Here is a 24,434-nt window from a genome sequence, read left to right on the forward strand (position 1 = left end):
GTGCGGCCCTCTGTCCCAGCGTGTTGGCGTTATCATAGCACGCGCCGATGAATTGGCGAGTAACGGATTTCAGCCATCGCTGCCGGTTTTGCGAACATGCGGTGCCGGGTCGATCGGGCGGCCGCTTTGACGGAGTTCGAGGTAAAGCTGGGGCTCCAGCGATCCCATGCGACCGATCGGCGTTCCGGCCGACACGGTTTCCCCAACAAGAACGTCGACGCGTTCTAGACCCGACATCATGCTCAGCAAACGCCCGGGATGCTGGACGATCACGATATCCCCGTAGGTGCGGAACGGCCCGGCGTAGGCGATCCGACCCTTCGCAGGGGCGACGACCTGCGCGCCCTTGCGCGTTGCGAGCGTGATGCCGCGCGCACGGACGCCGACTCGGCTCATGTCTGCAAAACCCTCCACGATGCGGCCTGCAGCAGGCTGCAGATAGGGAAACGGCAGAGGCGCGGCGGCGGCGCGGATGGGGCGGGGCGGGGCCAGCCGCCTGGCGTTCGTACCCGCGCTTTCATCGAATGCGCCTGCAAGGCCGCGCAGGTCCATCGCCTTTGCGGCAAGCGTGCGCGCCTGCGCGCGTTCCTCGTCGGCCTCGCGATCGAGCGAGTCGCGCTCGGCGCGGAGAGCGGTCTGCATGTCATCCAGCTGGCGGATCGCCTGTGAAAGCTCGGTGTTGGCGGCCAGTAGTTGCTGCTTCGACGTAACGAGCCTAGCCTGCACGGCACGGGAGTCGACGAGTGCGCGGCGGTATTCGGCGGTGCGGGTTCGAAGCGTCGGCTGCACGGCTTCCAGAAGCGCGCTGACGCGGGCGGTCGTAACGGCGGAGGAAGGTTCGAGAAGCACAAGGCCGGCCGGTCGGCGGCTCAGCGTCTGGAGCACGGCGAGGAGGCGGCTGATTTCGCCCTGCTGCGCGGCGAGCCGGGCGCGCTGCTGGCGCCGCAGCCGCTCGAGTCGGGTGATTCCAGCCTCGATGGCGTTCACGCGCGCCTCGCCGTTCTGGATGCGCCGAGCAAGATCGATCGCGGTCTGCCGCGCGGCGCGTGCCCTGGTGTCGGCGGCGTCGGCGTCGCGGCGCAGCGCGGAGGCGCGAGAGTCGGCCTTCAGCGCGTCCTGTTCCGCCTTGTCCGCAGGTGCGGCCGCGGCGAGGAACAGGAGGGCGAAGGCCGCGGCGCGCATCAGCCCTCGCGGTGGTAGGGGTGGCCGGCGAGAATGGCCGTTGCCCGGTAAAGCTGCTCGGAGAGCATGGCGCGCACCATCAGGTGGGGCCATGTCGCCTTGCCGAAGCTGATGAGGAGGTCCGCGCGTTCGCGCGTTTCAGCCTCGTGGCCGTCAGCCGCACCGATCAGGAAGCGTGTTTCGCGGACGCCGTCGTCCCGCCAGCGCCCGAGACGTTCCGCAAACGCCGTGGAAGCGAGGCTTTCGCCGCGTTCGTCGAGTGCCACCGTGCGGCAATCGCCGGTCGGTGTCGGCACGCGGCCGCCTTTGTCGGGAAGCTCGGTGATGCGAAACGGCCAACTCATCCGCGCGCGGTAGCGTTCGACAAGATCAGCTTCCGGGCCGCGCCCGATGCGTCCGCGCGCGATGACATGGAGGAGCACCTCTCAGGCGGTTGCGGCCGCCGCCGGCGTCTTGTCGAAGGCCCACATCTTCTCGAGGTTGTAGAAGCTGCGGACTTCCGGGCGGAACAGGTGAACGATCACGTCGTCTGCGTCGATCAGTACCCAATCGGCGGTCGGCAGGCCTTCGATGCGCACAACACGTCCGAGGTCCGCCTTGATCTTTTCAGCGAGCTTCTGAGCCATGGAGGCCACCTGCCGCGTGGATCGGCCGCTGGCGATGATCATGTGATCGGCGATTTGCGTTTTTCCGCTGAGCGGAATGTCGATGACATCGACGGCCTGATCGTCGTCGAGCGACTTCAGGATGAGGGCGTGCAGCTCTTCGGAGCTTCCGCCTTCATGGTCGCCGGGCGTTGCCGCGGCGCTGCTGGGAGACAATCCTTATCCCTTCGGGTTCGTTGCACCAATTCGGCTCGCCCATCCCGGATCGCGCGTGCGGATCGCTGTGGCGGAGGTGGGATCGAGCGGGATCGAAAGGATCACTATCGCCGGCAACTCCCATTCAGCCCAGAGTTTTGCACGCGCTTCGCCGCGAATATGCCGCCGAAGCCACGCCATGGCCGGAGCCCGGCGTGCCCGCCCAATGTAATCGCCCCGCGCCATTACGGCAATCGGCACTTCGCGTGCGATATCGCGCCAGCGTTTCCAGCGGCTGAACTGCAACAGATTGTCCGCGCCCATGATCCAGATGAAGCGGTGCTGCGGGAACGTGCGCCTCAGTGCTGTGATCGTATCGGCAGTGTAGACGGTGCCCAGCGCCGCCTCGATGTCCGTGGGACGAATGCGCGGATGCCGCGCAGCACGCCGAGCGGACTCCATGCGCGCAGCAAGCGGGGCCATTCCCGCCTTTTCTTTCAAGGGGTTCTGCGGGCTGACCAGCCACCAGACCTCGTCGAGCGCAAGCCGCCGCAAAGCCTCGATACTGATGTGCCGGTGGCCTTGATGCGCCGGGTTGAACGATCCGCCGATGAGGCCGATCCGAGCCACTACAGCCCCGCCGCCTGCGCGGCGATTTCATAGGAGCGGAGCCGGGCGGCCTGATCGAAGATCATGCCGGCGACCATCAGCTCGTCTGCGCCTGTTTCTTTTACGAACGCCTGCATCTGCCGCGATACGGCCTCCACGCTGCCGACGGCTGAGCAGGAGAGCGTCCGCGCGAGGTGGGCTTGAAGTTCAGCGGGCAGCGATTCGCGGAAGCCCGGGACCGGCGGTGGCAGCCGACCCGGCTGGCCTGTGACCAGGTTGACGAACGCCTGCTGCTGGGAGGTGGCGAGCACGGCGGCCTCCTCATCCGTATCGGCGGCGATGACGTTGTAGCCGAGCATCAGGTAAGGTTTGTCGAGGTAGGCAGATGGCTTGAAGTGGCCGCGGTACACCTCGATCGCCTGGCTGAGCGCCTGCGGCGCGAAGTGCGAGGCAAAGGCGTAGGGCAGGCCGAGATGCGCGGCGAGGCTCGCACCGAACAGGCTGGAGCCAAGCACCCACACGTCCACGTTCGCGCCGCCCCCGGGCACGGCGAGAACCGGGCCCTCGCCGCGGAAATAGGCCATTACCTCCTGCACGTCCTGCGGGAAGCGGTCGGAAGCGGCGTGGAGATCGCGGCGGATCGCATGCGAGACCTTCTGATCGGAGCCGGGCGCGCGGCCGAGGCCGAGGTCGATGCGGCCGGGGTAGAGGGCATCCAGCGTGCCGAACTGTTCGGCGATCAGCAGCGGAGCGTGGTTCGGCAGCATGATGCCGCCCGCGCCCACGCGGATCGTAGAGGTCGCGCCCGCGATATGGCCGATCAGCACGGATGTGGCGGCGCTTGCGATGCCCGGCATCCCGTGGTGTTCCGCGAGCCAGACGCGGCGGTAGCCGAGGCGTTCGCCCGCCTGCGCGAGCGCCACCGAGTTCGCGAATGATTGCCGCACGTTGCTGCCCTGAACGACGGGCGAGAGGTCGAGGATCGAAAGTGGGGTCATGCGGCGATCAGGGCCGGACTTGCCCGTTGCCGCGCACCACCGTCTTGTAGGTGGTCAGGCCTTCAAGCGCGACCGGTCCGCGTGCGTGCAGCCGGCCCGTGGCGATGCCGATCTCCGCGCCGAAGCCGAACTCCCCGCCGTCCGCGAACTGCGTGGAGGCATTGTGGATGACGATGGCGCTGTCCACGCCTGCGAGGAAGCGTTCCGCGGTCTGGGCGTTCTCGGTGACGATGCTCTCGGTGTGCGCGCTGCCGTGGCGGGCGATGTGTTCGGCCGCCCCGGTTACGCCGTCCACCACCTTCGCGGAGATGATCGCGTCCAGATACTCGGTGCCCCAGTCGGCTTCGTCCGCTGCCACCACGCGCGGATCGATGGCCTGCACCGCCTCGTCACCGCGCACCTCGCAGCCCGCATCGAGCAGCGCCTTCACAACGCGCACGCCGGTCGCCTGTGCGCCCTCGTCGATGAGCAGTGTCTCGGCCGCGCCGCAGATACCGGTGCGGCGCAGCTTGGCGTTGAGGGCGATGGCTTCGGCCTTGTCCGCGTCCGCGTCGCGGTCGATGTAGACATGGCAGATGCCGTCGAGATGCGCGAGCACGGGCACGCGCGCTTCGGACTGTACGCGCGCGACGAGGCCCTTGCCCCCGCGCGGGATGATGATGTCGATAAGGCCCGCGGCGCCCAGCATCGCGCCCACGGCCGCGCGATCGGGCGTATCGACGAGCTGAATGGCGTCGGCGGGAAGGTCTTCGGCGTTTACGCCCTTGATGAACGCGGCGTGCAGCGCTTTCGATGTGGCAAGCGCTTCTGAGCCACCGCGCAGGATGCAGGCGTTGCCGGACATCAGGCACAGTGCGCCTGCGTCAACGGTAACGTTGGGGCGGCTTTCATAGATGATGCCGATAACGCCAAGCGGTACGCGCACCTGCTCGAATTTCAGGCCGTTCGGCTGCGTCCAGCCCTTGATCGGCGCGCCGACGGGATCGGGGAGGTTCGCCACCGCTTCCACGCCCGCGGCGATGCCTTCCAGGCGAGCATCGTCCAGCCGGAGCCGATCGAGCATGGCGCCCGAAGTGCCGCGCGCTTCGGCGGCTTTCATGTCTTCGGCATTGGCCGAAAGGATTGCAGACGCATCGGCGCGGATCGCTGCGGCAGCGGCCTTGAGGGCTGCAGCCTTGCGCGCGGTCGGCATTGCCGCGAGCGTCCGCGATGCGGCGCGAGCGGCTACGGCCATTTCGGCGATGCGGGCTTCGATCTCACTCATAACAATACCAGATGATCCCTGTGTACCATGGCGGAGCGCGGCGCATAGCCGAGGATCTCTGCCTGCGCCTCGGTACGCTTGCCCGCGATTGCCCGCGCATCAGCGATATCGTAACCCGCAAGCCCGCGCGCAAGCACGTGGCCACTTTCGTCAGTGATCTCGATGGCGTCACCACGCGCGAATTTGCCCTCCACCTGCCGCACGCCCGCTGCGAGGAGGCTGCCGCCGCGCTGGAGCGCTTTCACGGCGCCCGCATCGATGGTGAGACGTCCGGCGGAGGTGAGGCGGCCCGCGAGCCACGCCTTGCGCGCCCGGCTCGCCGAAACGGCGGCGAACAACGTGCAGCGGCCGGTTTCCTCCAGCCGCGCGAGGGGGTTAAGACCGGTGCCCTGCGCAATGCCGAGCGGAATGCCGCTCTTGCAGGCGATGCGTGCGGCGGCGACCTTGGCACCCATGCCGCCCGATCCCATCGCGGCGCTTTCGCCGAGCGTTACCCGCTTCAGCACGGCGTCGATGTCGTCGACACGCGCGATGAGCTCCGCGTTCGGGTCACTGCGCGGATCGGCGGTGAACAGCCCGTCGATGTTGGAGAGGAGCAGCACGCCCTCTGCCGCTGCAGCCTGTCCGACGCGCGCGGCGAGCCGGTCGTTGTCCCCGAAGCGGATTTCCTCGGTCGCGACGCTGTCGTTCTCGTTGAGCACCGGCACGACGCCGAGGCCGAGCAGGCGTTCGAGCGTCGCGGCAGCGTTGAGGAAGCGGCGGCGATCCTCAAGGTCGCCGAGCGTCAGCAGCATCTGGGCGGCGGTGATGCCGTTGTCGCCCAGAAGCTCGGCCCACGCCTGGCTGAGCAGAATTTGGCCTGTCGCAGCAGCGGCCTGCGCATCTTCAAGGCAGGCGCGGCCGCCCTTCGGCAGACCGAGCCGCCGCGCACCGAGTGCGATGGCGCCCGAGGAGACGACGACGATACGCTGGCCGCGCGCCCGGCGGTCCGCGATGTCGGCAGCGAGGCTTTGTAGCCATTCGCGTCGCAGCTTGCCGTCTTCGTCGACAAGCAGGGCTGAACCCACCTTGACGACCAGAGCTTTGCAGTTGCCGGGCGAAAAGGGACTCAGATCGGTGACCATGCTGCCTGTTTGTCCGCCTCTTTTCGTGCTCCGCGCGTGGGCTCGCCGATTTCGGTCAGCAGCGCATCGAGCACTTCGGTCAGGCCTTCGCCAGTGGCGGCGGAGACGAGATGGACTTTGTGTCCGCAGGCTTTTTCCAGTGCGCGAAGCTTGGCCGCGCGCCCGCGCGCGTCGATGAGATCGATCTTACTGAGTGCAACCACCTGCGGCTTGTCCTCAAGCCCGGCGCCGTACGCTTCCAACTCGTCCACAATGGTGCGGTACGCCTTGGTGGGTGAGGCTGCGCTCGCATCGACGAGGTGCAACAGCACGCGGCAGCGTTCGACATGCCCGAGGAAGCGGTCGCCGATACCGACGCCGTCCGCAGCGCCCGCGATGAGGCCAGGGATGTCGGCGAGTACGAACTCGCGGTCGCGGTGCAGCACGACGCCAAGCTGCGGCTTCAGCGTCGTGAAGGGGTAGGCGCCGACCTTGGCGTTGGCGTTGGTCACGGCATTGATGAAGGTGGATTTGCCTGCGTTCGGCAGCCCGAGCAGACCTGCGTCCGCCAGCAGCTTCAGCCGCAGCCAAACCCACATCTCCTCGCCCGGAATGCCGGGCTGCGACTGGCGCGGCGCACGGTTCGTGGAGGTCTTGTAAGAGGCGTTGCCGCGTCCCCCCATGCCGCCATGCAGAAAGGTGAGGCGTTCGCCGACCGTGGTGAGGTCGGCGAGCACTGTGCGCTCCTCGTCGTCCGCGAGTATCTGCGTGCCCACCGGCACGGGGATCACCAGGTTTTCGGCTGATGCGCCGGTCTGGTTGCGGCCGGCGCCGCCTTCACCGCGTGGCGCCTTGAAATGCTGGCGGTAGCGGAAGTCGATCAGCGTGTTGAGACCCTCGACAGCTTCGAAGATGATGTCGCCGCCCCTGCCGCCGTTGCCGCCGTCCGGTCCGCCGTGCTCAATGTACTTTTCACGGCGAAACGACACGGCGCCGGGACCGCCGCCGCCGGAGCGCAAGTAGATCTTGGCCTGATCGAGAAACTTCATGCCGCTTCCCTATACATGCCGATGCGATCTAGCCAGCGTTCGCGTGACAGGCGGTATTCGACCGAATCGATCTCGCAGTCGCGCGCGCGGCAATAGTGGGGCACGATCTCGCCCGTCGGCACAAAGCCGAGCTTTCTTAGAACCTTCCCCGAGGCCGGGTTGTCGATGAAGTGGCCTGCGCCGAGCATGTCGTTGCGCGCACCGAGGAAGGCCGCCGCTATGATCGCTTCGGCAGCTTCGACCGCAATGCCCTTGCCCCAGTGGCGCCGTGCCACCCAATAGCCGATTTCCGGAATGGTGATCTTGTCGTTCCAGCGTCCGAAACCGACGCTGCCGACGAGTTCCGGCGCGCCGTCCGTGCGCAGGAAGATAAGGCTGCTTGCCTCGCGCGGCGGCGTTTCGGCGTCCTTGGCGATCTTGTCGCGCGCGTCGTCGATGCCGTAGGGCCAGGGCGCGGTCGCAAGGTTGCGGACGATCGCCTCGTCGGCGATCGCAGCGGCCAGCGCCTCTGCATCCTCCGGCCACGCCGGCCTCAGGAACAGCCGTCTCGTACGTGCAAACATTTCTCGCTCCATGCCCGATCGGGAAGGGGAGAAACGAAAAAAGGGAGATGGCGACCCATCTCCCTTTCCCTGTGCGTCTGCACCAGATTCAGGGGCCGCCTACCCGGCGGCCGTATATCAAGCGGGCCGCCTCGCTATTCCGCTGCCATCGGCATCGGATCGACGCTGACGAATTTGCGTCCAAGCTTGCCGTCGTGGAACGCTACGCGGCCCTCGACGAGCGCGAACAGCGTGTGGTCCTTGCCGATGCCGACATTACGGCCCGGGTAGAACTTGGTTCCGCGTTGACGGACGAGAATGTTGCCAGCGAGCACGTCCTGCCCGCCGAAGCGCTTCACGCCAAGACGCTTGCCTGCCGAATCGCGACCGTTACGCGACGAACCGCCAGCTTTTTTATGTGCCATGGTTCAAACTCCTCTTTACTCGGCGTCGGTCTTGGCAGCGGCCTTGGCAGGCGCAGCCTTCTTTGCCGGGGCCTTCTTCGCTGGCTTTTCAGCCGGCTCGGCGGCGGCTTCCGCGGCCGGAGCGGCTTCGGCCTTCGCGGCCTTCGGCGCCTTCGCGGCGGCCTTGCCGATCGCGGTGATCTTCAGAACCGTCAGAAGCTGGCGGTGGCCGTTGCGGCGGCGATAGCCGTGGCGGCGCTTCTTCTTGAAGACGATGACCTTGTCGCCCTTGGGCTGGGCCACGATCTCGGCAGAAACGACCTGGCCGGCCACGTCCTTGAGTTCGCCGCCCTCGCCGATGGCAAGGATATCGCCCAGCTGGACGGTTTCGCCGACTTCACCCTTCAGGCGGTCGACTGTGATCTTCTGTTCGGCGGCGACGCGATACTGCTTGCCGCCCGTGCGCACGACTGCGAACATGGCTTTGGCTACCTTAGGCCCAGAAATTGAACAACAGGCACCAGCGCGTGGAACCACGCCGATGCCTGTGGAAAGCGCAGCTAGCTACTGGCCGTGGGCGCGAATGTCAACCGATTCAGCGCAGCTTTTGCCATCAATGGCGATGCCGCGATTTCAGTCGATAGCTGCCGTCCGGCATCCGCTCGAACATCTCGGAAACCGCAGGGTGCAGGACGGGCGCACGGTTCTCGTCGGGCAGCAGGTTTTGCTGGCTGACATAGGCCACATAGGTTTGATCGTCGTTTTCGGCGAGCAGGTGATAAAAGGGCTGGTCCTTCGCCGGGCGGATGTCCTCGGGAATCGCTTCCCACCATTCCTCGGTGTTGGCGAACTCCGGATCGACATCGAAAATAATGCCGCGAAACGGGAAAAAGCGGTGCCGCACCACTTCACCGATGCCGAAACTGGCGGTGGTCACAGGTTCGCCAAAGGGCGGCAGGAGGCGCGGCGTGGGAGCAGCGGCAGAGTGTGTAATGGACTTCGCGGTACGCATAGAGAGGAATATAGGGGGCTGGCGCTGCTCTGCAAAGGCTGACCGTCGGTCTGCGCGGCTCCCTTTCACGCAAAAGCAGTGCTGACGGCGGCGCCTTACTCAGGCCGCAGGCTGCAAATCGAAACGCTCAAGGCCCGTGTCCGCGTAACAAACGCCTTCGGCCCGCAGCGCTTCCGGGCAGTCCTCGTCCCGAATGCGCGCCGCAAGCAGGTGGGCAAGCGCAGGGGCCGTCTGAATGCCGTAGCCGCCCTGACCGGCAAGCCAGTAAAAGCCTGGCAGGTCGCGGTCCGGCCCGGCGATCGGCAGCCGGTCCCGTGTGAACGTGCGGAGGCCGGCCCAGCTGTGGCGAACGCGGCGGACCTCGAGCGTTGTCGCCGCACACACCCTGTCGACTGCGACGGCGATGTCCCATTCGTCTGGCTGCGCATCGCACGGTTCGCAGGCTGTTTCATCGGCAGGCGACAGCAGCAGCGCGCCTGCGTCGGGCTTGAAATAGAATTCGTCGTCAATATCCATCACGATCGGCCAGTGCTTCGTCGTCGTGTCGGCGGGCGGGTCCACGAGGATGGCGGTGCGGCGGAATGGCTGCACGTAGCCGGCTCTCGATCCTGCCATGGCGGCGACCCGGCCTGCCCATGCGCCGGCTGCGTTCACGACGAACGCGCTGGCGAAAACGCCCGTCGCCGTGCGCAGCGTCCAGCCGCCGCCGCTATGGTCGAGGCCCATCAGCTCCGACTGTGTGGCCAAAACACCGCCGTTTCGCCGGAATGTGCGCAGATAGCCCTGCAGCAGGGCGTCGACATCGATCGCAAGCGCGCCGGGCTCATAAACCGAGGCCGCCACATAAGGCTCGGCGAGCAGCGGACAGAGGCTGCGTGTGGCGGCAGCGTCCAGCCATGTCGTGAGGCGCCCGATATCCGGCCTTTCATGGAAGGCCTGCAGGCGGCCGAGCTGATCCGCGCGCGCGACAAACATGTTTCCCAGCGGTGATGACAGTGCCTCATCGGCGAAGCCGTCGGGCGGTGCCGTCAGAAATCCCCGGCTGGCACGCGACAGGGCGCGAACGGTTTCACCGCCGTAGATGGCTGTGAAGACCGCAGCGGAGCGCCCCGTCGCGTGGTAACCCGGTTGATCTTCCTGTTCGATAAGCAAAACCCGGTGCGTCGAGGCCAGCGCGCTTGCGATCGAGGCGCCGGCCATGCCCGCACCGATCACGGCAATGTCGAACGTCGCCTCGGGAACCGTGGTCATGCCGCGGCCCGCAGCTCCCGCGTTTTCTGCAGGTCGATGGACCATGTTCCACCGTTCTGCTCGATCGCGACGCCGTAAAGCCTGCGCGCGTCTTCGGGGGTGATGAACGCGTTGCGCACATCGCTGAGCACAAGCTCCGGATCGCGTTCGATGGCCTCGCCCCACGCCCCGCCGCCGCCGGTGATGACGCGGAACAATGTGCCCTCGCCAAACGGCCCGATGGAGCCGACGCGTTCGTTGTAGACGATGGGTTCGCCGCCCACAGGCGTCACGGTAAGGCTGCCGTGATCGCCGTCCGTACCGCCGTTGAAGCCCGCAGCCGTGGTGTCTGCGGTGTTTTCGATGACGAAGGAGGCGTAGACACCATCGGTGAGACACCGGTAGTCCTTGCGAACCCCCATGCCGCCCCGGAACTTGCCGACCCCCGCGACTTCCGGCGCGAACTCGAACAGCTCGACGCGGAACGGGTGGCGCGTCTCGGTGATCTCGATCGGTGTGTTCGGCAGGTCGCCGTTGCCGGTAAGCTGGTTGGTCGCACCGTCTCGGTCGATCAGCGCGCCGTTGCCGCCGTGCATCGGATCCATCATCACGAACGGCTTGCCATGGCGAGACTGGCTGCGGGAGAAGAACGCGCCGGTCAGCTGATAGCCTCCGGCCGGGCACTTGTCCGGCACGATATTGAGGAAGCACCGGAACATCATCTCCATCAGGCACTCGATGACATAGCCGTAGGAGTCGGTCGGCGCGGGCCACACCGGATTGACGATCGATTCCGGCGGCAGTTCGAAATCCAGGCATTTGGTGTGGCCGGCGTTGCAGGGATCGAACGGCAGCAGGATGCCCTTCAGCGAGGATGCCAATATGCCCTTGGTGCAAGGGGCGGGGAGGTTGATCGGCCCGCGCGCCGTGGGACTCGAACCGTTCAGCGAGAAGTGGACGCGGTCGCCCTGGATCGTGACCTTCAGGCAGACGAGGAATTCGCCGTCTTCCTGCACCCCGTCGCTGTCGAGCCGAATCGAGGTGCCGTATTCGCCGTCCGGCAATGCCGCGATCGTCGCGCGCATCGAGCGGTCGGTCTGGTCGATCACATAGTCCATCGCCTCGCGGATCGTTTCCGTGCCGTATTTGGCGCACAGCGACTGGATGCGCTCGCAGCCCTGCCGGCACGATGCGATCTGCGCTTCAAGGTCGCCCTTCACGATTTCCGGCACGCGGACGTTGCAGTCGATCAGATCCCACAGGCCCTGGTTCTTCACGCCGCGCTCCACGATCTTCTGGTGCCTGAAGCAGAGGCCTTCCTGAAACGTGTCCGTCGTATCCGGGCACCAGCCGCCGGGATTCTTGCCGCCGACGTCCGCCCAGTGCGCGGCGGTTCCGCAGAAGGCGACGAGTTCACCTTCGAAGAACACCGGCATGTAGACGTTCGTGTCGGAAATGTGCGTTCCGGTTTCGAACGGATCATTGACGATGAGAACGTCGCCTTCCGCGAAATTGCCCTTCCAGCGCGCCATTCCGGCGCGCACGGCTTCCGGGAAGGCCTGGCTGAACACGATCACGCCCGGTGTTTCCGCCCACATGTCGCCGGTTGCCGACATGATGGTGACGCTGAAGTCCTGGACTTCATAGAGCAGCGGATTGAAGGCCGTGCGGATCATGGTCTTCGCCATCTCCTCGGTCGCGGCCACCAAGCGGTTGCGGATGATCTCCGTCAGAACGACGTCTACTTTGCGCATGATATGTCTTTCCGCCTTTAGAGAGTGGGTTCGAGAACGAGATTGCCGAAGGTGTCGCAGGTCGACTGCCATCCGGGCGGAACGATCGTCGTCATTGTCCATTCGTTGATGATCGCCGGGCCGGTGACGACCTGACCGGCCGCGAGGGTTTCACGATCGAAGACGTCGGTCGGCACGGCCTTGCCTGTACGCGGGAAATAGACGTCCAGCTGTCGCATCGCCGCGCCCTGCGGCCTCTCCGGCATCGGCGCGATCTCCGGCGCGCGGACACGCCCGATCGCGCGGCAGCGGATGGAGACCAGCTCCAGCGGGGCATCCGGTTCGCCGTGGCCATAAAGCCGGATATGCGATTCGACGAACCGCTTCCGCGCGCCCTCCAGAATGGACGCGGCATCCTGCCATGCGTCCTCCAGATCGATCGTGATCGTGTATTCCTGATTTTCGAACCGAAGGTCGAACCGCTTCACGCGCTCGATATCACCGTCAGCGAAGCCGTATTGGCCGATGCCGCTCGCCGCCCGCGTTTCCAGGTCGTTCATCGTCACCAGCGCGCCTGCGATGTGCGCGGCGTCGAACGGCATGACCTTGGTGCGGACCTCATCCTCCATGTAATCGGTGGTGAGGATGCCCCACGCCGAAAAGTTCGCCGGTGCGTTGGGCACGATGACCTTGGGCACCTCCAGCTCTTCCGCCACCGAGCAGGCGAACAGCCCGCCGCCGCCGCCGTAGGCGAGCAGCACGAACTCGCGCGGATCGAGACCGCGTTCGACCGTCTTGCTGCGAATGGCGTTCGCCATGTTGGTTTCGGCGATCGAAACGATGCCCTGCGCGGCCAACTGAAGATCGAGCCCGAGGGGCTCGGCGATCTTCTTTTCAATGGCCGCGCGCGCGCCGTCGGTATCGAGCTGCATTCGGCCGCCGAGGAAATAGGCGGGATCGAGGCGGCCGAGCGTAAGATGTGCGTCAGTAACGGTCGGCTCCGTGCCGCCGCGCCCGAAGCACACCGGTCCGGGCGAAGCGCCGGCACTTTGCGGGCCGACCTGCAGGCCGCCGCGATGATCGAGCCAAGCGATGGAACCGCCGCCCGCGCCGATCGAAATGACGTCGATCAGCGAGCCGAGGATCGGCCGCTGCGCGATCTCGGCCTGGCTGCGTTCGAGCACGCGTCCTTCCTCGATGATCGCGACATCGTAGGTGGTGCCGCCGACGTCTGTGCAGATGACGTTGGCATAGCCGAGGCGATCGCAAAGGAACTTGGCACCGATCACGCCGCCCGCGGGGCCGGACATCAGTGTACGGATCGGCTTCTGACCAGCCGTCTTGGCGTCTACTACGCCGCCGCTCGATTGCATGATGGCAAGCGCGCGCGTGTAGTTTGTATACTTCAGCTTCGTTTCGAGATTGGTGAGATAGGTCTGGACCGTGGGCTGAATGAAGGCGTTCAGCACCGTCGTCGAGGTCCGCTCATATTCGCGCCATTCGGACGCGATCTCGTGCGACATGGAGATCGGCAGATGCGGGTGCCGCGCGAGGATGCGCTGCCGCGCCGCGATTTCATGGGCGGGCTGGGCATAGGCGTGCAGGAAGCAGATCGCGATTGCCTCCGCGCCGCGTGCCAGCAGCAGGTCGACCTGCGTATCGACCGCTTCAAGATCGATCGGCGTCAGCACTTCCCCGTCGAAGGTCATGCGCTCCGGTATTTCGAGGCGGAGGTAGCGTTCGACAAGCGGCGCCGCCGCCTGGTGCAGGAAGTTGTAAACGGGCTTCCGACCGCCGCGGCCCATCTCCAGAACGTCGCGGAAGCCTTTGGTGGTCAGCAGGCCGACTTTTGCCCCCTTTTCTTGAACCAGCGCATTCACGCCGACGGTCATGCCGTGGAAAATCTGCTGGATGCTGTCGATGTCGACATCGAGACTCTCGATGCCATTGAGGAACTGCTCGTGCAGCCTGTCCGGAATCGAGGGAATCTTCTCCACGCGGGCGGCACCGGTGGCCTCATCCATCAAAACGAAGTCCATGAATGTGCCGCCTACGTCCACGGCGACCCTGTAGCGATCCTGTGTCATGCGCTCCCGCTCTCGATAATTTGCCCGCGCACCCAGCCGGGCTTGCGAACGATGAACTCAGTTCATTGAGGGAAGCGGGGTGCGGGCCTCTTTGCAAGGTTACACATGGGGGATAACCCAAAGCCGTCTCGGCATAGGCCTCAACTATGGGGGATCACCCAACATTTGACTTGGACCACCCGCCGTTCGCCCCGACTATCGTTCACGGGTACTCGTTCGCAAGTATCGGTTGTACATAAAGAGGGGGAATATGATGGAAACCGTTCGAACGCGGATTCTGGCCGCTGTTTCGGCTGCCGGCTTGGTTGTCGTTGCCGCACCTGCCGTTGCCGCAGAGCCCGAGCAAAGCGAAATTGTGATTACGGCGCGCAAGCGCGCGGAAAGCCAGATCGAGGTTCCCGACGCCGTCACCGTCTTCACGGCGCAGACCATCGAGAACGCCGGCATCAACGATGTTACGGATTTCGCCAACCTTACGCCCAACATGTTCTTCACGCCGACGTTCAGACCGGCGGAAATGCAGATGACGATCCGTGGTATTCCGACTGCGCAGGGGGGAGAGGCTCCTGTTGCGGTCGTGATCGACGGTGTGCAGGTCTCGCATCCCACATTCGTCAACCAGGAACTGCTGGATATCGAGCAGATCGAGGTGCTGCGCGGTCCGCAGGGCTCGCTTTACGGTCGCAATGCCATCGGCGGCGCGCTCAACATCACGACCCGGCGTCCGACCAACGAACTCGAAGGCATGGTCCGCGCCTCCTACGCCAGCGGCAACGACATCCGCGTCGGCGGCGCTATTTCGGGGCCGCTTGTCAAGGACAAGCTGTTGTTTCGCCTCGCCGCCTCGATGCGCGACTACAAAGGGCAGTTGCGCGACCAGACCGCGCGCGACGGAGACCGCAAGGCCGACTACGACGAGAATTACCTCGTCAAGGCTGGCCTGATCTTTACGCCGACTGATCGGCTTGAGATCAATCTGAGGGGCAATTATCTCCACCAACGCGCAGGTGCGCCCTCGCTCGAGGTGGTTACCAACGCCAATTTTGATGATTACGGTACCTCGCTGCTGAACCGCAATGTGCTGACCTATGATAAGCGGGAGATTTATGACCTTTCGCTCAAGGCCGATTATGATTTCGGTGCAGCGATGCTCACATGGATCACCGGATACAGCCGGAGCGATGCGCATTTGTTCGGCGACGCGGATTTCTCGCCGACGCCGTTCCTGCTTCAGGATCTCGATCTGACCGTAAAGGCTTTCACGCAGGAGCTGCGGCTGTCGTCGCAGGGGGATGGTTGGCTGCGGTGGCTCGTTGGCCTCTATTATCAGAAGCGCGACACGGACAATTTCCTGCTCATTCCCTTCGATGACGGCACGGGCCAATCGAACGGCACATTCGCCATCCAGAGCTTTGACGCGGGCACGAGCAAGTCGATCGCAGCATTCGGTTCGACGAGCGCTGATGTCTCCGATGATCTCGAGCTGACGCTTGGTATGCGCTACGATCGCGACAAGCGGCGGTCCGTGGATACCGCAATTGGGGGTGCCTCCGAGGCTGGCGATACGTTCGAGGCGTTCCAGCCAAAGCTACAGCTGAAATACAAGATTGCCGACGATCTCAACGTGTTCGCGAGCTATGGGCGCGGGTTCCGGTCGGGTGGCTTCAACGCGTTCTTTGCCGCTGGCGCCGACCGTCAATTCAACAAGGAAAGGTCTGACAGCTTCGAGGTCGGCATGAAGGGGGATTTCCTGGATCGCCGTCTGACGTTCTCTGCATCGGCGTTTCACATCAAGTTCGACAATCAGCAATTTTTCTTTATCACCGTGAGCCCGCCATCCCAGAATGTTGTGAACATCGACAAGGTGGATATTTCCGGCCTTGAAGTCGAGCTCGCCGCCCGCCCGACATCGCAGCTTACGATTAACGCGGGCTTTGGTCTCTCGGATGCGACGATCAAGCGGTTCAGTGATGCCGCGCCCGCGCTTTACAAGGACAATCGCGCCCCGCAGAGCCCAGCGTACACGGCAAGCCTCAGCATGGATTATGTGATCCCGCTGGCGGATGAATTCGACGTTCGCTTCAACGGCAGCTTCGTGCGGCGCGGCTCGATTATGTGGGATGCTGCCAACACGCTGCGGACGCCCGCGAGGAACCTCATCAACGCTCGGCTGTTCGTCGAGCGCAGCGGGTTTTCGATCGGGGCTTACGTCGATAACCTTACGAACGCGCGCTATCCGACGCAGGCACTCGCCAATTCCTTCGGAGACGGCTTGCATTCACGTATTCCAAGCCCGAAGCGCCAATTCGGCGTTCAGGGCTCCTACAAGTTCTGATTTCCAGATCGGATCAGGGTGCCGTCGCCACACGCTTGGCGGAGGCATCCTGCGTTTCCGAGCGGATGCGAAAGGTTCCTTAACCATGTATCAGGGACACGATGTGCGCATTTTCGGTGCCACCGACGTGTGGGCGCATCTCTCCTACGAAGCTTGCATCGCTGCAATGCGGGGTGCCATGGCGGCGTTCTCCGAAGGACGGGCGAGCGGCGTTCCGCGCACCTTTCTCGATCTCGCGGGCGGCAACATGTTCGGTGCAATGGCGGGAAGTCTTGGCGCGGGCGACATATTCGGCGCCAAGCTGATCAGCCTGTTTCCCGGCAACATCCGGTGTGGAAAGCCGTCGCACCTTGGTCTTGTCGCATTGTTCGACCCCATGGACGGAAACCTCTCCTACCTCATCAATGCTTCGGCGCTTACTGCGATCAGAACGGCCGCGGCTAGCGCTGCTGCAACTGATGTCCTTGCCCGGCTGGATGCGACAACGCTCGCTGTTCTGGGATACGGCGAGCAGGCTGAGACGCATATCCGTGCGATTCTAAAGGTTCGTTCGGTCGAGAGCATCCGCGTGTGGGGCCGTGATCGGGAACGCTGTGTACGCTTTGCCGATCGTATTGCGGCGACATGTGCTGTTCCGTGCACGCCAGTGACCGATATTGCGAGGGCAGTTGACGGCGCCGACATCATCTGCACGACAACGGCAGCGGCCGAACCGATCCTTTGCGGTCGCTGGATAGCGTCAGGCACCCACATCAATGTCGTCGGCTTTGCCAGAAGTGAGGCGGCTGAGATTGATGCCGATCTGGTGCTCCGCGCGCGCTATATCGCCGACTGCCGCGCATCCGTTCTCGCCGAGGCCGGCGAATTCCGTTCACTGCTTCGGAACGGCACGATTACAGATACGCATATCGTTGCCGAAATCGGCGACGTTTACCTGGGTCGCGTAGTCGGGCGAACATGTGATGACGATATCACGCTCTATCGCTCGCTGGGCCATATCGTTCAGGACCTTGCTGCGGCACGTGCCCTCGTCGATTTGGCGAGCGAGACAGAGCTTCGATGCGCCCACTTGTGAAGGCTGATGCGAAAGTGCCTAAACCCGCCACTCAAGATGCAGCGCTGTCGGCTGGCGGAACTCGTAGCCGCGAACATCCGTAAGGTGATCGGTCGAAAGCCGAAGATCCGGGCAGTGCCCCAGGATATGCCGGATGGCAGTGACGGCTTCGAGGCGTGCAAGGTTGGATCCCAGGCAGAAATGTGGGCCGAGCGCGAAGCCAAGATGCTTCCGCACGTTCGTCCGGTTCAGCCGATACTTGCTGGGCTCGTCGAAAACGCGGGGATCATGGTTGGCAGCGCCGAGCATGCAATTGACGATATCGCCAGCGCGAAAGGTGGATTCGCCGAAGGAGAAATCCCTTACGACGTGGCGCGTGGCGGACTGCACCGGCGAAAGCCAGCGCAGCGTCTCCTCGATGGCTTGCGGGATGAGATCGGGATTCCGGCGCACGCTCGAAAGCGCACCGGGGTGTGTGCAGAGCGCATAAAGACTGTTGAGCACGACCGCTTCCACCGTCGATATTCCGCCGAAGAAAATGATGGACGCATTTCTGCATATCTCTGCGTCATCCAGCCGGTCATCGCTCTGGTCGCTGACGACCTGACTGAGAAGACTGTCATCGGGCGCCGCCCTTACCCGCGCGATGTGGCACTGTATAAGGGTATGAAATTCCCTGACGTATCCGTGTGCACGCGACCGAATTTCCTCGCGCCGCGCGAAATTCGAAAGCGCTTGCTCGAAGCCATCGTACCAGAGGCGCAGCTTCGCCTCTTCTTCAAAGGGAATGTCAAACAGGGCGAGAATCGAGAGCACGGGCAACCGGCTGGCATACACTTTGCGAAACTCGGCCTTGCCGCGGCCCACGAGCCCATCGAGAAGCAATTTCGAGCAAGCTTCCGTCTTTTGTTCCATGGACGCGCGGATGCGGGCCGGGCTGAAGGCGCCGCGGAAGCGGGATTTGAAGCGCTCATGCTGCGCGCCTTCCGTGGTCAGCATGTGTTCCCCGAACGTATCGAAAATCAGCGAGTCCGCGGTCCCTGTCACGAAGTTATCGCTGTTGCGAAGGATGGCCTCCACCTCCTTGTAGCCTGCAACAAGCCACATGCCGAGGTCTGGGACCCAGCCTACGGACGACCCCGACTGCAACTGCCGGAACGCCGGATAAGGGTCACGATGCAGCGCCTCCTCAGTGATCTCAAGCCAAGGTATGCGATCCTGCGTCATTGCGCCGTGGGCCCTCATCTCACTGTTTCGGGGAGATTAAGAGGAGTGGATTGAAGAGTCTCGCCAGATATGCCATAATTTTGATATAAATCGAAATTTGTGAATCAAAAATATATAGAAAATGGTGGAAATGACCATATCGATCGATATTGGTGACCGAAAAATTCTGCGTGAGTTGCAGCGGAATGCACGTCTCAGCAACATCGATCTTGCAGCGCGCGTCGGCATGTCGCCCTCCACGTGCCTGAGGCGCACACGTGCGCTCGAAGAGGCGGGGATCATCAGTGGCTATGTTGCTGTCGTCGACCCGGCAGCGCTGGGGTCAAGCATTTCACTCTACATCATGATTGATCTCGACCAGCGTATCGAAACCGATGCGAAGATGTTTTTTGACAAGATCGCGCGTGACGACCGCATCGTCGAATGCGTTGCGCTTACCGGAACCCACGACATACTGGTACGGGCGGTGGTCCGCGATATGGCCGACATGGCGCAGTTGACGATGGATACATTGTTGAAACTGCCGAGTGTGCGGAGCCTCACGTCGAGTATCGTGATGCGGCCGATAAAACGGGCAGCACCGCGCTCGTCATGAAGGGGGAGGAAAGACGATCCATGGCGCGTTTGGCACCAACCGGCACCCCGGCGGCATGAAGTTCCTGCCGCTCGGAACCGCTTCGGATGCGGTTGAGAGAAAGCGGCTGATCGAGCTTGCACTGCGGGGTGCACCGGCAGCGGCCGGCTCCACGATCATCACTGCACCGGCGGGATACGGCAAGACAACGTTGCTCGTGCAGATCAGAGACGAGCTTCAGCCGTTGGGCTTTCGGTCCGCGTGGCTCAACTGCACCGCTGATCATGTTCAACCCGCGGCGTTTCTGGTCGACCTCGCGGCGAGTTTCCAGCGTGTTGGAATGTTTCCATCGATGTCGGAATTTGGGCTCAGCGACATTGTCTCGTCGATTTCCGGTTGTGGCCCTGTCTCGATCTTCATCGATGAGTATGAGTGCGCGAGTTCGGATGAGACCGACAATTTTCTTGAACTCTTCATCCGCATGCTGCCGCCGAACTGCAAGCTGTTCGTGGCAACTCGCGAGCTTCCAAAGATCAGCCTTTCTAAACTGCTCGTCGATGCACGAACGCGGCTGCTGAAAGCAAATGAGCTGCAGTTTAACCCGGCGGAAACCCGCCTTCTCATGGCCGACATGGGAGACATGGATCAATACGGAGGTCTGCTGGAGCAATGTGATGGTTGGCCGGTGATCCTGCAGTTGTTGCGCCTTGAAGGGCAGCCATTGCAGAAAACGGGTATCCCACCGATCGCGGGTCAGCATCGGGCCAGCATCTTCAATTATATTGCCGAGCAGGTGCTGGCGCAACAGGAACAGGAGTTGCAGGAATTCCTGTTGCAGATATCGATCCTTTCGGATGTCGATGTGGCGTCCGCGTGCGCCGTTACGCAGAACGAGACCTCGGAGAGAGTCCTGCGCGCCGCGCTCAATCTCAGCCCCATCGTCACCACGCTTTCCGAAGCACCGCTTTCGCTGCGCCTACACCCGCTCTTCAGAGATTTCCTGCGTCAGGAACTCGCCGTCAGAATACCGTCTGCGCCCAACGCTTTGCACGAAAGAGCCGCGGTTCATTTCGCCGCTGTGCACGATCTGCATAGGGCGGTACACCACGCAAGCCTGTCGGGTCAGAACGATTTGACCGTCAAGATTCTGGAGGACGCAGGGGGGACGCTTCTCGTGATCAGCGAGGGGATTGCCGCGGCAGGAGCGTTTCTCGCTACACTTCCTGCGAATGTGGTGACGGCACAGACCAAGCTGCGTCAATTGCGTGTGATGCAGCAAGCGATGGAAGGCACGTCCGCCGATTGGCTTGGGGATTTCGAGCGGTTGGACTATCTCTGCGGGGCTACACACGCTGCGTCTGCGGACGATACGTACGTGTTCCTCACGGACCTCATAAGGGCGATCCGCAACTGCTCTGAAACACGTTACGCCGTACTCAGCGCACCTTGGGCAGAACTCGCGAAGCTCAGGGAAAAGTGCCTGGCCTTGCGATATGAGGAACCTCGCTATCTCGGCATCTGCCTGCCTGCGGAGCAAATTCTGCTCTGCGACTATGGGTCGGTCAGCCTCGCCGAAAGACGGACGCAGGAGTTGCAGGCGCTTTTCGAAACCGAGCATTATGCGCCCAACACGGTATGGATCACCAATCATCTGTCTTTCATTGCCGTCACCAAAGGGCAATCCCGCGACGCAGAGCATTACTCGCGTGTAGTTCTGGAACGCCTCGCGGACGCCGGCGAGATGCGCAACACCTTCATGCGGCGGCATTGCACGGCCATTCTCGGCCAGAGCTTTTTCGAGCAGAACATGGTCGATGTCGCGCTGGCTCACTTTGATGCGGTGCCGAGGCAGATAGCCTATTCGCTGCTGAGCACACAGGTGTACGCAATCTGCACACGTGCGCGCTGCCTCTTTCTTGGGGGCGAGATTGATCAGGCACTCTCTGATCTCGACGACGACTATCAATATGCGCTGGAGGAGGCTCTGCCGCACATGTCCGTCATCGCGCCGGCTGTGGGTGCGGAGTTACGGCTGGCAGCGGGAGACAGGAGTGGTTGCGAGCAGCTGATAAGGTCCGCGAAGCTTGATGCTGTGCTTGATCAGCACCGCACATGGTTTGTCCGCCCATGGCTCGAAACGGAATCGCTGGTGCGGCTGTTTTCCCGCTATTGGCTACGGACGGACGAAGCCGACCGTGCCTATAATCTTGCGCATGAATTCGCCGTGCGTGCGTTGCAAAGCGGGCGTCTTCTGATGGGAGCCGGAGGGTTTCTGGACGCCGCTGCTGCTGCGCTGGCCGCTGGCCATCGCGGCAGGGCCGAGGCCGCGATCGATCTGGCAGTGAAGCAGGTGGAAGGGAGCGGTGCAGTTCGGCTCTTCCTTGATGCCCATGAAGATGTTCAGGCGTTGCTTGAGGAGAAACTGCAGAATGAACGGGGGCATGAAATCTTCAGCTTCCTCTCAGCGCGCGTCGCTCAGGATGCGGACCGCGGCGGTCTCGCCAGGCTTCTTAGCCCGCGCGAACAGGAGGTGATGGCCGAACTCTGCCTGGGGCACCCGACCAAGCTCGCCGCCCGGCATCTCAACCTCTCGTACGAGACCGTGCGGCATCATCTGAAGCGAATCTACACCAAGCTGCACGTCCACACCCGGCAACAGGCTGTCGAAGCCTGGAATCGGCAAGCCGATACCCCTTGAGCGGAGAGCTGCGACTTCAGGTCTCGTTTCGGGGTGATGGTGGAGGGGGCTGGATTCGAACCAGCGTACGCTATGCGGGCAGATTTACAGTCTGCTGCCTTTAACCACTCGGCCACCCCTCCACAGGGCGGGCGGCCCGGCAGTGGAGCCGGGCGCGGCAAGGCGGGCTAGATGGCGAATGGCTGCGGCGATGTCAACGCGTGATGTGCAGCTTCACGCAACGAGCCCCGAAGCCCAGCGGGCGAAGGCGAGCCAGCTCTCGGTTTCCCAGATGAGGACACGCAGGATTTGCGAGCTCACAAGCAGCAGCCCGCCCCACAAGGTGGCGCGGTGGACACGACCCAGTGTCATCAGGTCGAACAGCACGAGCGCAAGCAGGAAGACGTCCGGCAGGGCAAAGATCGCCACCGGGCCCACGAACGGTGGGGGCAGGGGCATGCGGCCGATCGCGGGGCTCATCATGCCGATCATGGCGATGAACATCAGTCGCTTGTGCGTTTGGGGAATGCGGCGGTTGGCGAGCGCACCGCCGATCAGCAGCGCAAACACCGGGATGTCGAGCAGCGGCACGGCCAGGAAGGTGAGCGGCGGAATCATCGGCGGGCCAGAACCGCGGTGGACGCCGTACAGCGCAGACAAAGCCGCGATCAGGATCATGGCGGGCAGCATCACGAAACCGATGGTGCCGAGCATTCGGTGGAGATCCGTGCGGCGCCAAGCGACGAGTTGGGTCTGCAGCACGAACAGCAGCATCCAGCCCGAAAAGAGGAAGGCATGGATATGAACGAGCGTTGTTGCGGGCTTCAGTCCCGGCGGCGGCCCCACGATCCCCGAAAGATAGTAGCTCGGTGCAAAGCCGACGAAGACGAGCGCAAGCATCAGCAGCGCAGTCGATGAAAAGAACCAGCGGTCGGCGTGGGCGACCGGGCGCCGCGGTGCCAGTGTTGCCATGGAAGCCCCCATCCCTTTGACGCGCCGAACATACCGCAATCCGCTGACACCGAACAGAGGGTTGGAGCGCGAAGACACGCGGGCTAAGGAACCGCAAGGAAGCGCGCAGCGTCGCGGCGAAACGGGAAGACAGCAATGGGTAGACGGGGCAAATCCGGCAAGGCGAAAGGCGGCGGCGCGTTCAGGTATCCGCGCCTCTATGGAAAGCACGCGGTTGAGGCGGCGCTCGGTAACCCGGACCGCATCCCCCGCAAGCTGTGGGTGACGAGCGACATCGCGCAGAAGTTCCACCTGCCTGAAGGCCTTCCCGTGGAGATCGGACAGGCGGCGGACCTCGCGCGGCTTGTGCCCGCCGATGCGCCGCATCAGGGGTTGGTATTGGAAGTCGAGCCGCTCGACGACCTTCATATAGAAGATGTAGTCGGCCTCGACGGGCCGATTCTTGTGCTTGATCAGGTGACGGACCCGCACAATGTAGGCGCCATACTGCGTTCGGCGGCGGCGTTCGGCGCGGCGGCGGTGGTGACGCAGGATCGTCATGCTCCGCCCGAATCGGGCGCTTTGGCGAAGGCGGCGTCCGGTGCGCTGGAAGTCGTCCCCTGGGTGCGGGTGACGAATCTGTCGCGTGCGCTGGAGGAGCTGGCGAAGGCGGGCTACTGGCGCATCGGGCTCACCGGCGATGCGGACAAGGTGCTTGCCGACACGCTTGCCGACATGCCGACAGTGCTTGTGCTCGGCGCGGAAGGCCCGGGGATGCGCCAGAACGTCGGCGCACACTGCGACGTGCTCGCGAAGCTGCCGATTTCGAACCGGGTCGAGAGCCTCAACGTCTCAAACGCGGCAGCCGTGGCGCTTTACGCGATCACCTCGCGCTGATCAGCGCACGCGCTTCATAAAGACGGTGCCGCCCTCGCGGCGCTCGGTGACGAAGTTCGGCACCGCCTCGACAAGTTCCGAGAGCCGCTTGAAGCCGTAGTTGCGCACATCGAAGGAGGAACGGTTGCCCGCGATCTTGCCGACCTCGGCAAGGCGTGCGTAGCCCTGTTCGTCACGCTTCACGGCGTTGTAGGCGTCGATCAACAGGTCGATCAGTTGATCGTCGACCTCGCCTTTCGGCGCCTTGTCGGCAACCGGCATCAGTGCATCGACATCGATGAAGCGGGTGCACGACTGCCGGAAAGACTCAGGCGTGCTGGCGCGGCCGAATCCGTAGACGGGCAGTCCATTCTGCCGGATGCGCATGGCGAGCGGCATGAAGTCGCTGTCCGACGACATCAGGCCGAAGCCGTCCACGCGGCCGGAATAGAGCAGGTCCATCGCATCGATCGCCATCGCCATGTCGGTGGCGTTCTTGCGCTTGGCGATATCGAACTGCTGCATCGGCATGATTGCGTAGGAATGGAAGACTGGTTCCCATGTGCCGAGCTCGGGCTTGGACCAGTTGCCGTAGGCGCGGCGGATGTTCACCGTGCCGAGTTCGGCGAGCACGGTGAGCACCGCATCGAGATATTTCTGGCCGCCCTGATCCGCGTCGATCAGGAGCGCGATGTTGAGGCTGCGTTCATAGCCGTTTGCCGCCATG

General features: G+C 63.5%; 23 protein-coding genes and 1 tRNA gene. 5 read left to right on the forward strand and 19 right to left on the reverse strand.

What is annotated here, in order from left to right; genetic code table 11:
- Positions 1–69: 69 nt before the first annotated feature.
- From DFR51_RS02560 to DFR51_RS02630, 15 genes are all read right to left on the reverse strand, one after another.
- The gene (locus DFR51_RS02560) at positions 70–1,182 is read right to left on the reverse strand and encodes a murein hydrolase activator EnvC family protein (RefSeq protein WP_160119120.1); all 1,113 of its coding nucleotides are present in this window, start codon (positions 1,180–1,182) and stop codon (positions 70–72) included.
- Positions 1,182–1,604: a 23S rRNA (pseudouridine(1915)-N(3))-methyltransferase RlmH gene (locus tag DFR51_RS02565; protein ID WP_121047476.1), complete on the reverse strand. Its 423-nt coding sequence runs from the start codon at positions 1,602–1,604 to the stop codon at positions 1,182–1,184. The genes DFR51_RS02560 and DFR51_RS02565 overlap by 1 nt, the downstream gene beginning before the upstream one ends.
- Before the next feature lie 3 nt (positions 1,605–1,607).
- Positions 1,608–2,003, reverse strand: a complete 396-nt coding sequence (gene rsfS, locus DFR51_RS02570; RefSeq protein WP_121047477.1) for a ribosome silencing factor — start codon at positions 2,001–2,003, stop codon at positions 1,608–1,610.
- A 3-nt stretch (positions 2,004–2,006) separates the two neighbouring features.
- The gene (locus DFR51_RS02575) at positions 2,007–2,612 is read right to left on the reverse strand and encodes a nicotinate-nucleotide adenylyltransferase (protein WP_121047478.1); all 606 of its coding nucleotides are present in this window, start codon (positions 2,610–2,612) and stop codon (positions 2,007–2,009) included.
- A complete protein-coding gene (locus tag DFR51_RS02580) occupies positions 2,612–3,589 on the reverse strand; it encodes an LLM class flavin-dependent oxidoreductase (RefSeq protein WP_121047479.1) in 978 nt (325 codons plus the stop codon). Before DFR51_RS02580 ends, DFR51_RS02575 begins: the two co-directional genes overlap by 1 nt.
- 7 nt (positions 3,590–3,596) lie before the next feature.
- On the reverse strand, positions 3,597–4,853 hold the full coding sequence (locus DFR51_RS02585; protein WP_121047480.1) for a glutamate-5-semialdehyde dehydrogenase: 1,257 nt from the start codon (positions 4,851–4,853) through the stop codon (positions 3,597–3,599).
- A complete protein-coding gene (gene proB / locus DFR51_RS02590; protein WP_121047481.1) occupies positions 4,850–5,977 on the reverse strand; it encodes a glutamate 5-kinase in 1,128 nt (375 codons plus the stop codon). The genes DFR51_RS02585 and proB overlap by 4 nt, the downstream gene beginning before the upstream one ends.
- The gene (gene obgE / locus DFR51_RS02595) at positions 5,962–7,005 is read right to left on the reverse strand and encodes a GTPase ObgE (RefSeq protein ID WP_121047482.1); all 1,044 of its coding nucleotides are present in this window, start codon (positions 7,003–7,005) and stop codon (positions 5,962–5,964) included. The genes proB and obgE overlap by 16 nt, the downstream gene beginning before the upstream one ends.
- Positions 7,002–7,568 carry a GNAT family N-acetyltransferase gene (locus tag DFR51_RS02600; protein ID WP_121047483.1) on the reverse strand — a complete coding sequence of 189 codons (567 nt, stop codon included), beginning with the start codon at positions 7,566–7,568 and terminating at the stop codon, positions 7,002–7,004. Before DFR51_RS02600 ends, obgE begins: the two co-directional genes overlap by 4 nt.
- A 134-nt stretch (positions 7,569–7,702) precedes the next feature.
- Positions 7,703–7,972, reverse strand: a complete 270-nt coding sequence (rpmA, locus tag DFR51_RS02605) for a 50S ribosomal protein L27 (RefSeq protein WP_121047484.1) — start codon at positions 7,970–7,972, stop codon at positions 7,703–7,705.
- Positions 7,973–7,987: 15 nt separating this feature from the next.
- Positions 7,988–8,431, reverse strand: a complete 444-nt coding sequence (gene rplU / locus DFR51_RS02610) for a 50S ribosomal protein L21 (protein ID WP_121047485.1) — start codon at positions 8,429–8,431, stop codon at positions 7,988–7,990.
- A 133-nt stretch (positions 8,432–8,564) separates the two neighbouring features.
- Positions 8,565–8,963 carry a heat shock protein HspQ gene (hspQ, locus tag DFR51_RS02615; RefSeq protein WP_121047486.1) on the reverse strand — a complete coding sequence of 133 codons (399 nt, stop codon included), beginning with the start codon at positions 8,961–8,963 and terminating at the stop codon, positions 8,565–8,567.
- A gap of 99 nt (positions 8,964–9,062) precedes the next feature.
- Positions 9,063–10,214 carry an NAD(P)/FAD-dependent oxidoreductase gene (locus DFR51_RS02620; RefSeq protein WP_121047487.1) on the reverse strand — a complete coding sequence of 384 codons (1,152 nt, stop codon included), beginning with the start codon at positions 10,212–10,214 and terminating at the stop codon, positions 9,063–9,065.
- On the reverse strand, positions 10,211–11,947 hold the full coding sequence (locus tag DFR51_RS02625) for a hydantoinase B/oxoprolinase family protein (protein ID WP_160119121.1): 1,737 nt from the start codon (positions 11,945–11,947) through the stop codon (positions 10,211–10,213). Before DFR51_RS02625 ends, DFR51_RS02620 begins: the two co-directional genes overlap by 4 nt.
- 17 nt (positions 11,948–11,964) lie before the next feature.
- Complete coding sequence (locus DFR51_RS02630) at positions 11,965–14,013, reverse strand: hydantoinase/oxoprolinase family protein (RefSeq protein ID WP_121047489.1); 2,049 nt, start codon at positions 14,011–14,013, stop codon at positions 11,965–11,967.
- Positions 14,014–14,266: 253 nt separating this feature from the next.
- On the opposite strand from DFR51_RS02630, the gene DFR51_RS02635 reads away from it, so the two are divergent.
- Together DFR51_RS02635 and DFR51_RS02640 are read left to right on the forward strand one after the other, a co-directional pair.
- A complete protein-coding gene (locus tag DFR51_RS02635) occupies positions 14,267–16,348 on the forward strand; it encodes a TonB-dependent receptor (protein ID WP_170151736.1) in 2,082 nt (693 codons plus the stop codon).
- 85 nt (positions 16,349–16,433) lie between these two features.
- Positions 16,434–17,423: an ornithine cyclodeaminase family protein gene (locus DFR51_RS02640; protein ID WP_121047491.1), complete on the forward strand. Its 990-nt coding sequence runs from the start codon at positions 16,434–16,436 to the stop codon at positions 17,421–17,423.
- 18 nt (positions 17,424–17,441) lie between these two features.
- Here the strand turns inward: DFR51_RS02640 and DFR51_RS02645 are convergent, their stop codons facing one another.
- Positions 17,442–18,629 (reverse strand): cytochrome P450, encoded by a 1,188-nt coding sequence (locus DFR51_RS02645; protein ID WP_160119122.1) that lies wholly within the window; start codon positions 18,627–18,629, stop codon positions 17,442–17,444.
- A gap of 130 nt (positions 18,630–18,759) precedes the next feature.
- On the opposite strand from DFR51_RS02645, the gene DFR51_RS02650 reads away from it, so the two are divergent.
- A complete protein-coding gene (locus tag DFR51_RS02650; protein WP_160119123.1) occupies positions 18,760–19,224 on the forward strand; it encodes an Lrp/AsnC family transcriptional regulator in 465 nt (154 codons plus the stop codon).
- A gap of 55 nt (positions 19,225–19,279) precedes the next feature.
- Entirely contained in the window at positions 19,280–21,901 is a 2,622-nt protein-coding gene (locus DFR51_RS02655) for a helix-turn-helix transcriptional regulator (protein ID WP_121047494.1), read from the forward strand.
- 37 nt (positions 21,902–21,938) lie between these two features.
- Here DFR51_RS02655 and DFR51_RS02660 read toward each other — a convergent pair.
- Positions 21,939–22,023, reverse strand: a tRNA-Tyr gene (locus tag DFR51_RS02660).
- 91 nt (positions 22,024–22,114) lie between these two features.
- A complete protein-coding gene (locus DFR51_RS02665; RefSeq protein WP_121047495.1) occupies positions 22,115–22,852 on the reverse strand; it encodes a hypothetical protein in 738 nt (245 codons plus the stop codon).
- Positions 22,853–22,987: 135 nt separating this feature from the next.
- Between DFR51_RS02665 and rlmB the strand changes: the two genes are divergently transcribed.
- Positions 22,988–23,728 (forward strand): 23S rRNA (guanosine(2251)-2'-O)-methyltransferase RlmB, encoded by a 741-nt coding sequence (gene rlmB / locus DFR51_RS02670; protein WP_121047496.1) that lies wholly within the window; start codon positions 22,988–22,990, stop codon positions 23,726–23,728.
- Here the strand turns inward: rlmB and DFR51_RS02675 are convergent, their stop codons facing one another.
- Complete coding sequence (locus DFR51_RS02675; protein WP_121047497.1) at positions 23,729–24,433, reverse strand: NYN domain-containing protein; 705 nt, start codon at positions 24,431–24,433, stop codon at positions 23,729–23,731. It abuts the gene before it with no gap.
- Position 24,434: the final 1 nt, after the last annotated feature.

Source organism: Sphingosinicella microcystinivorans, from assembly GCF_003634215.1.
Taxonomy (GTDB): Bacteria; Pseudomonadota; Alphaproteobacteria; order Sphingomonadales; family Sphingomonadaceae; genus Sphingosinicella; species Sphingosinicella microcystinivorans.

What these genes read in the sequence shown, in the direction of transcription:
- DFR51_RS02675 (WP_121047497.1), bottom strand. Translation starts at nt 24,433, where the DNA reads ATGGCGGCAAACGGCTATGAACGCAGCCTCAACATCGCGCTCCTGATC.
- DFR51_RS02640 (WP_121047491.1), top strand. Translation starts at nt 16,434, where the DNA reads ATGTATCAGGGACACGATGTGCGCATTTTCGGTGCCACCGACGTGTGG.
- DFR51_RS02635 (WP_170151736.1), top strand. Translation starts at nt 14,267, where the DNA reads ATGGAAACCGTTCGAACGCGGATTCTGGCCGCTGTTTCGGCTGCCGGC.
- obgE (WP_121047482.1), bottom strand. Translation starts at nt 7,005, where the DNA reads ATGAAGTTTCTCGATCAGGCCAAGATCTACTTGCGCTCCGGCGGCGGC.
- DFR51_RS02665 (WP_121047495.1), bottom strand. Translation starts at nt 22,852, where the DNA reads ATGGCAACACTGGCACCGCGGCGCCCGGTCGCCCACGCCGACCGCTGG.
- DFR51_RS02620 (WP_121047487.1), bottom strand. Translation starts at nt 10,214, where the DNA reads ATGACCACGGTTCCCGAGGCGACGTTCGACATTGCCGTGATCGGTGCG.
- DFR51_RS02645 (WP_160119122.1), bottom strand. Translation starts at nt 18,629, where the DNA reads ATGACGCAGGATCGCATACCTTGGCTTGAGATCACTGAGGAGGCGCTG.
- DFR51_RS02560 (WP_160119120.1), bottom strand. Translation starts at nt 1,182, where the DNA reads ATGCGCGCCGCGGCCTTCGCCCTCCTGTTCCTCGCCGCGGCCGCACCT.
- DFR51_RS02600 (WP_121047483.1), bottom strand. Translation starts at nt 7,568, where the DNA reads ATGTTTGCACGTACGAGACGGCTGTTCCTGAGGCCGGCGTGGCCGGAG.
- rplU (WP_121047485.1), bottom strand. Translation starts at nt 8,431, where the DNA reads ATGTTCGCAGTCGTGCGCACGGGCGGCAAGCAGTATCGCGTCGCCGCC.
- DFR51_RS02630 (WP_121047489.1), bottom strand. Translation starts at nt 14,013, where the DNA reads ATGACACAGGATCGCTACAGGGTCGCCGTGGACGTAGGCGGCACATTC.
- DFR51_RS02585 (WP_121047480.1), bottom strand. Translation starts at nt 4,853, where the DNA reads ATGAGTGAGATCGAAGCCCGCATCGCCGAAATGGCCGTAGCCGCTCGC.
- proB (WP_121047481.1), bottom strand. Translation starts at nt 5,977, where the DNA reads ATGGTCACCGATCTGAGTCCCTTTTCGCCCGGCAACTGCAAAGCTCTG.
- rpmA (WP_121047484.1), bottom strand. Translation starts at nt 7,972, where the DNA reads ATGGCACATAAAAAAGCTGGCGGTTCGTCGCGTAACGGTCGCGATTCG.
- DFR51_RS02650 (WP_160119123.1), top strand. Translation starts at nt 18,760, where the DNA reads ATGACCATATCGATCGATATTGGTGACCGAAAAATTCTGCGTGAGTTG.
- hspQ (WP_121047486.1), bottom strand. Translation starts at nt 8,963, where the DNA reads ATGCGTACCGCGAAGTCCATTACACACTCTGCCGCTGCTCCCACGCCG.
- rlmB (WP_121047496.1), top strand. Translation starts at nt 22,988, where the DNA reads ATGGGTAGACGGGGCAAATCCGGCAAGGCGAAAGGCGGCGGCGCGTTC.
- DFR51_RS02625 (WP_160119121.1), bottom strand. Translation starts at nt 11,947, where the DNA reads ATGCGCAAAGTAGACGTCGTTCTGACGGAGATCATCCGCAACCGCTTG.
- DFR51_RS02655 (WP_121047494.1), top strand. Translation starts at nt 19,280, where the DNA reads ATGAAGTTCCTGCCGCTCGGAACCGCTTCGGATGCGGTTGAGAGAAAG.
- DFR51_RS02580 (WP_121047479.1), bottom strand. Translation starts at nt 3,589, where the DNA reads ATGACCCCACTTTCGATCCTCGACCTCTCGCCCGTCGTTCAGGGCAGC.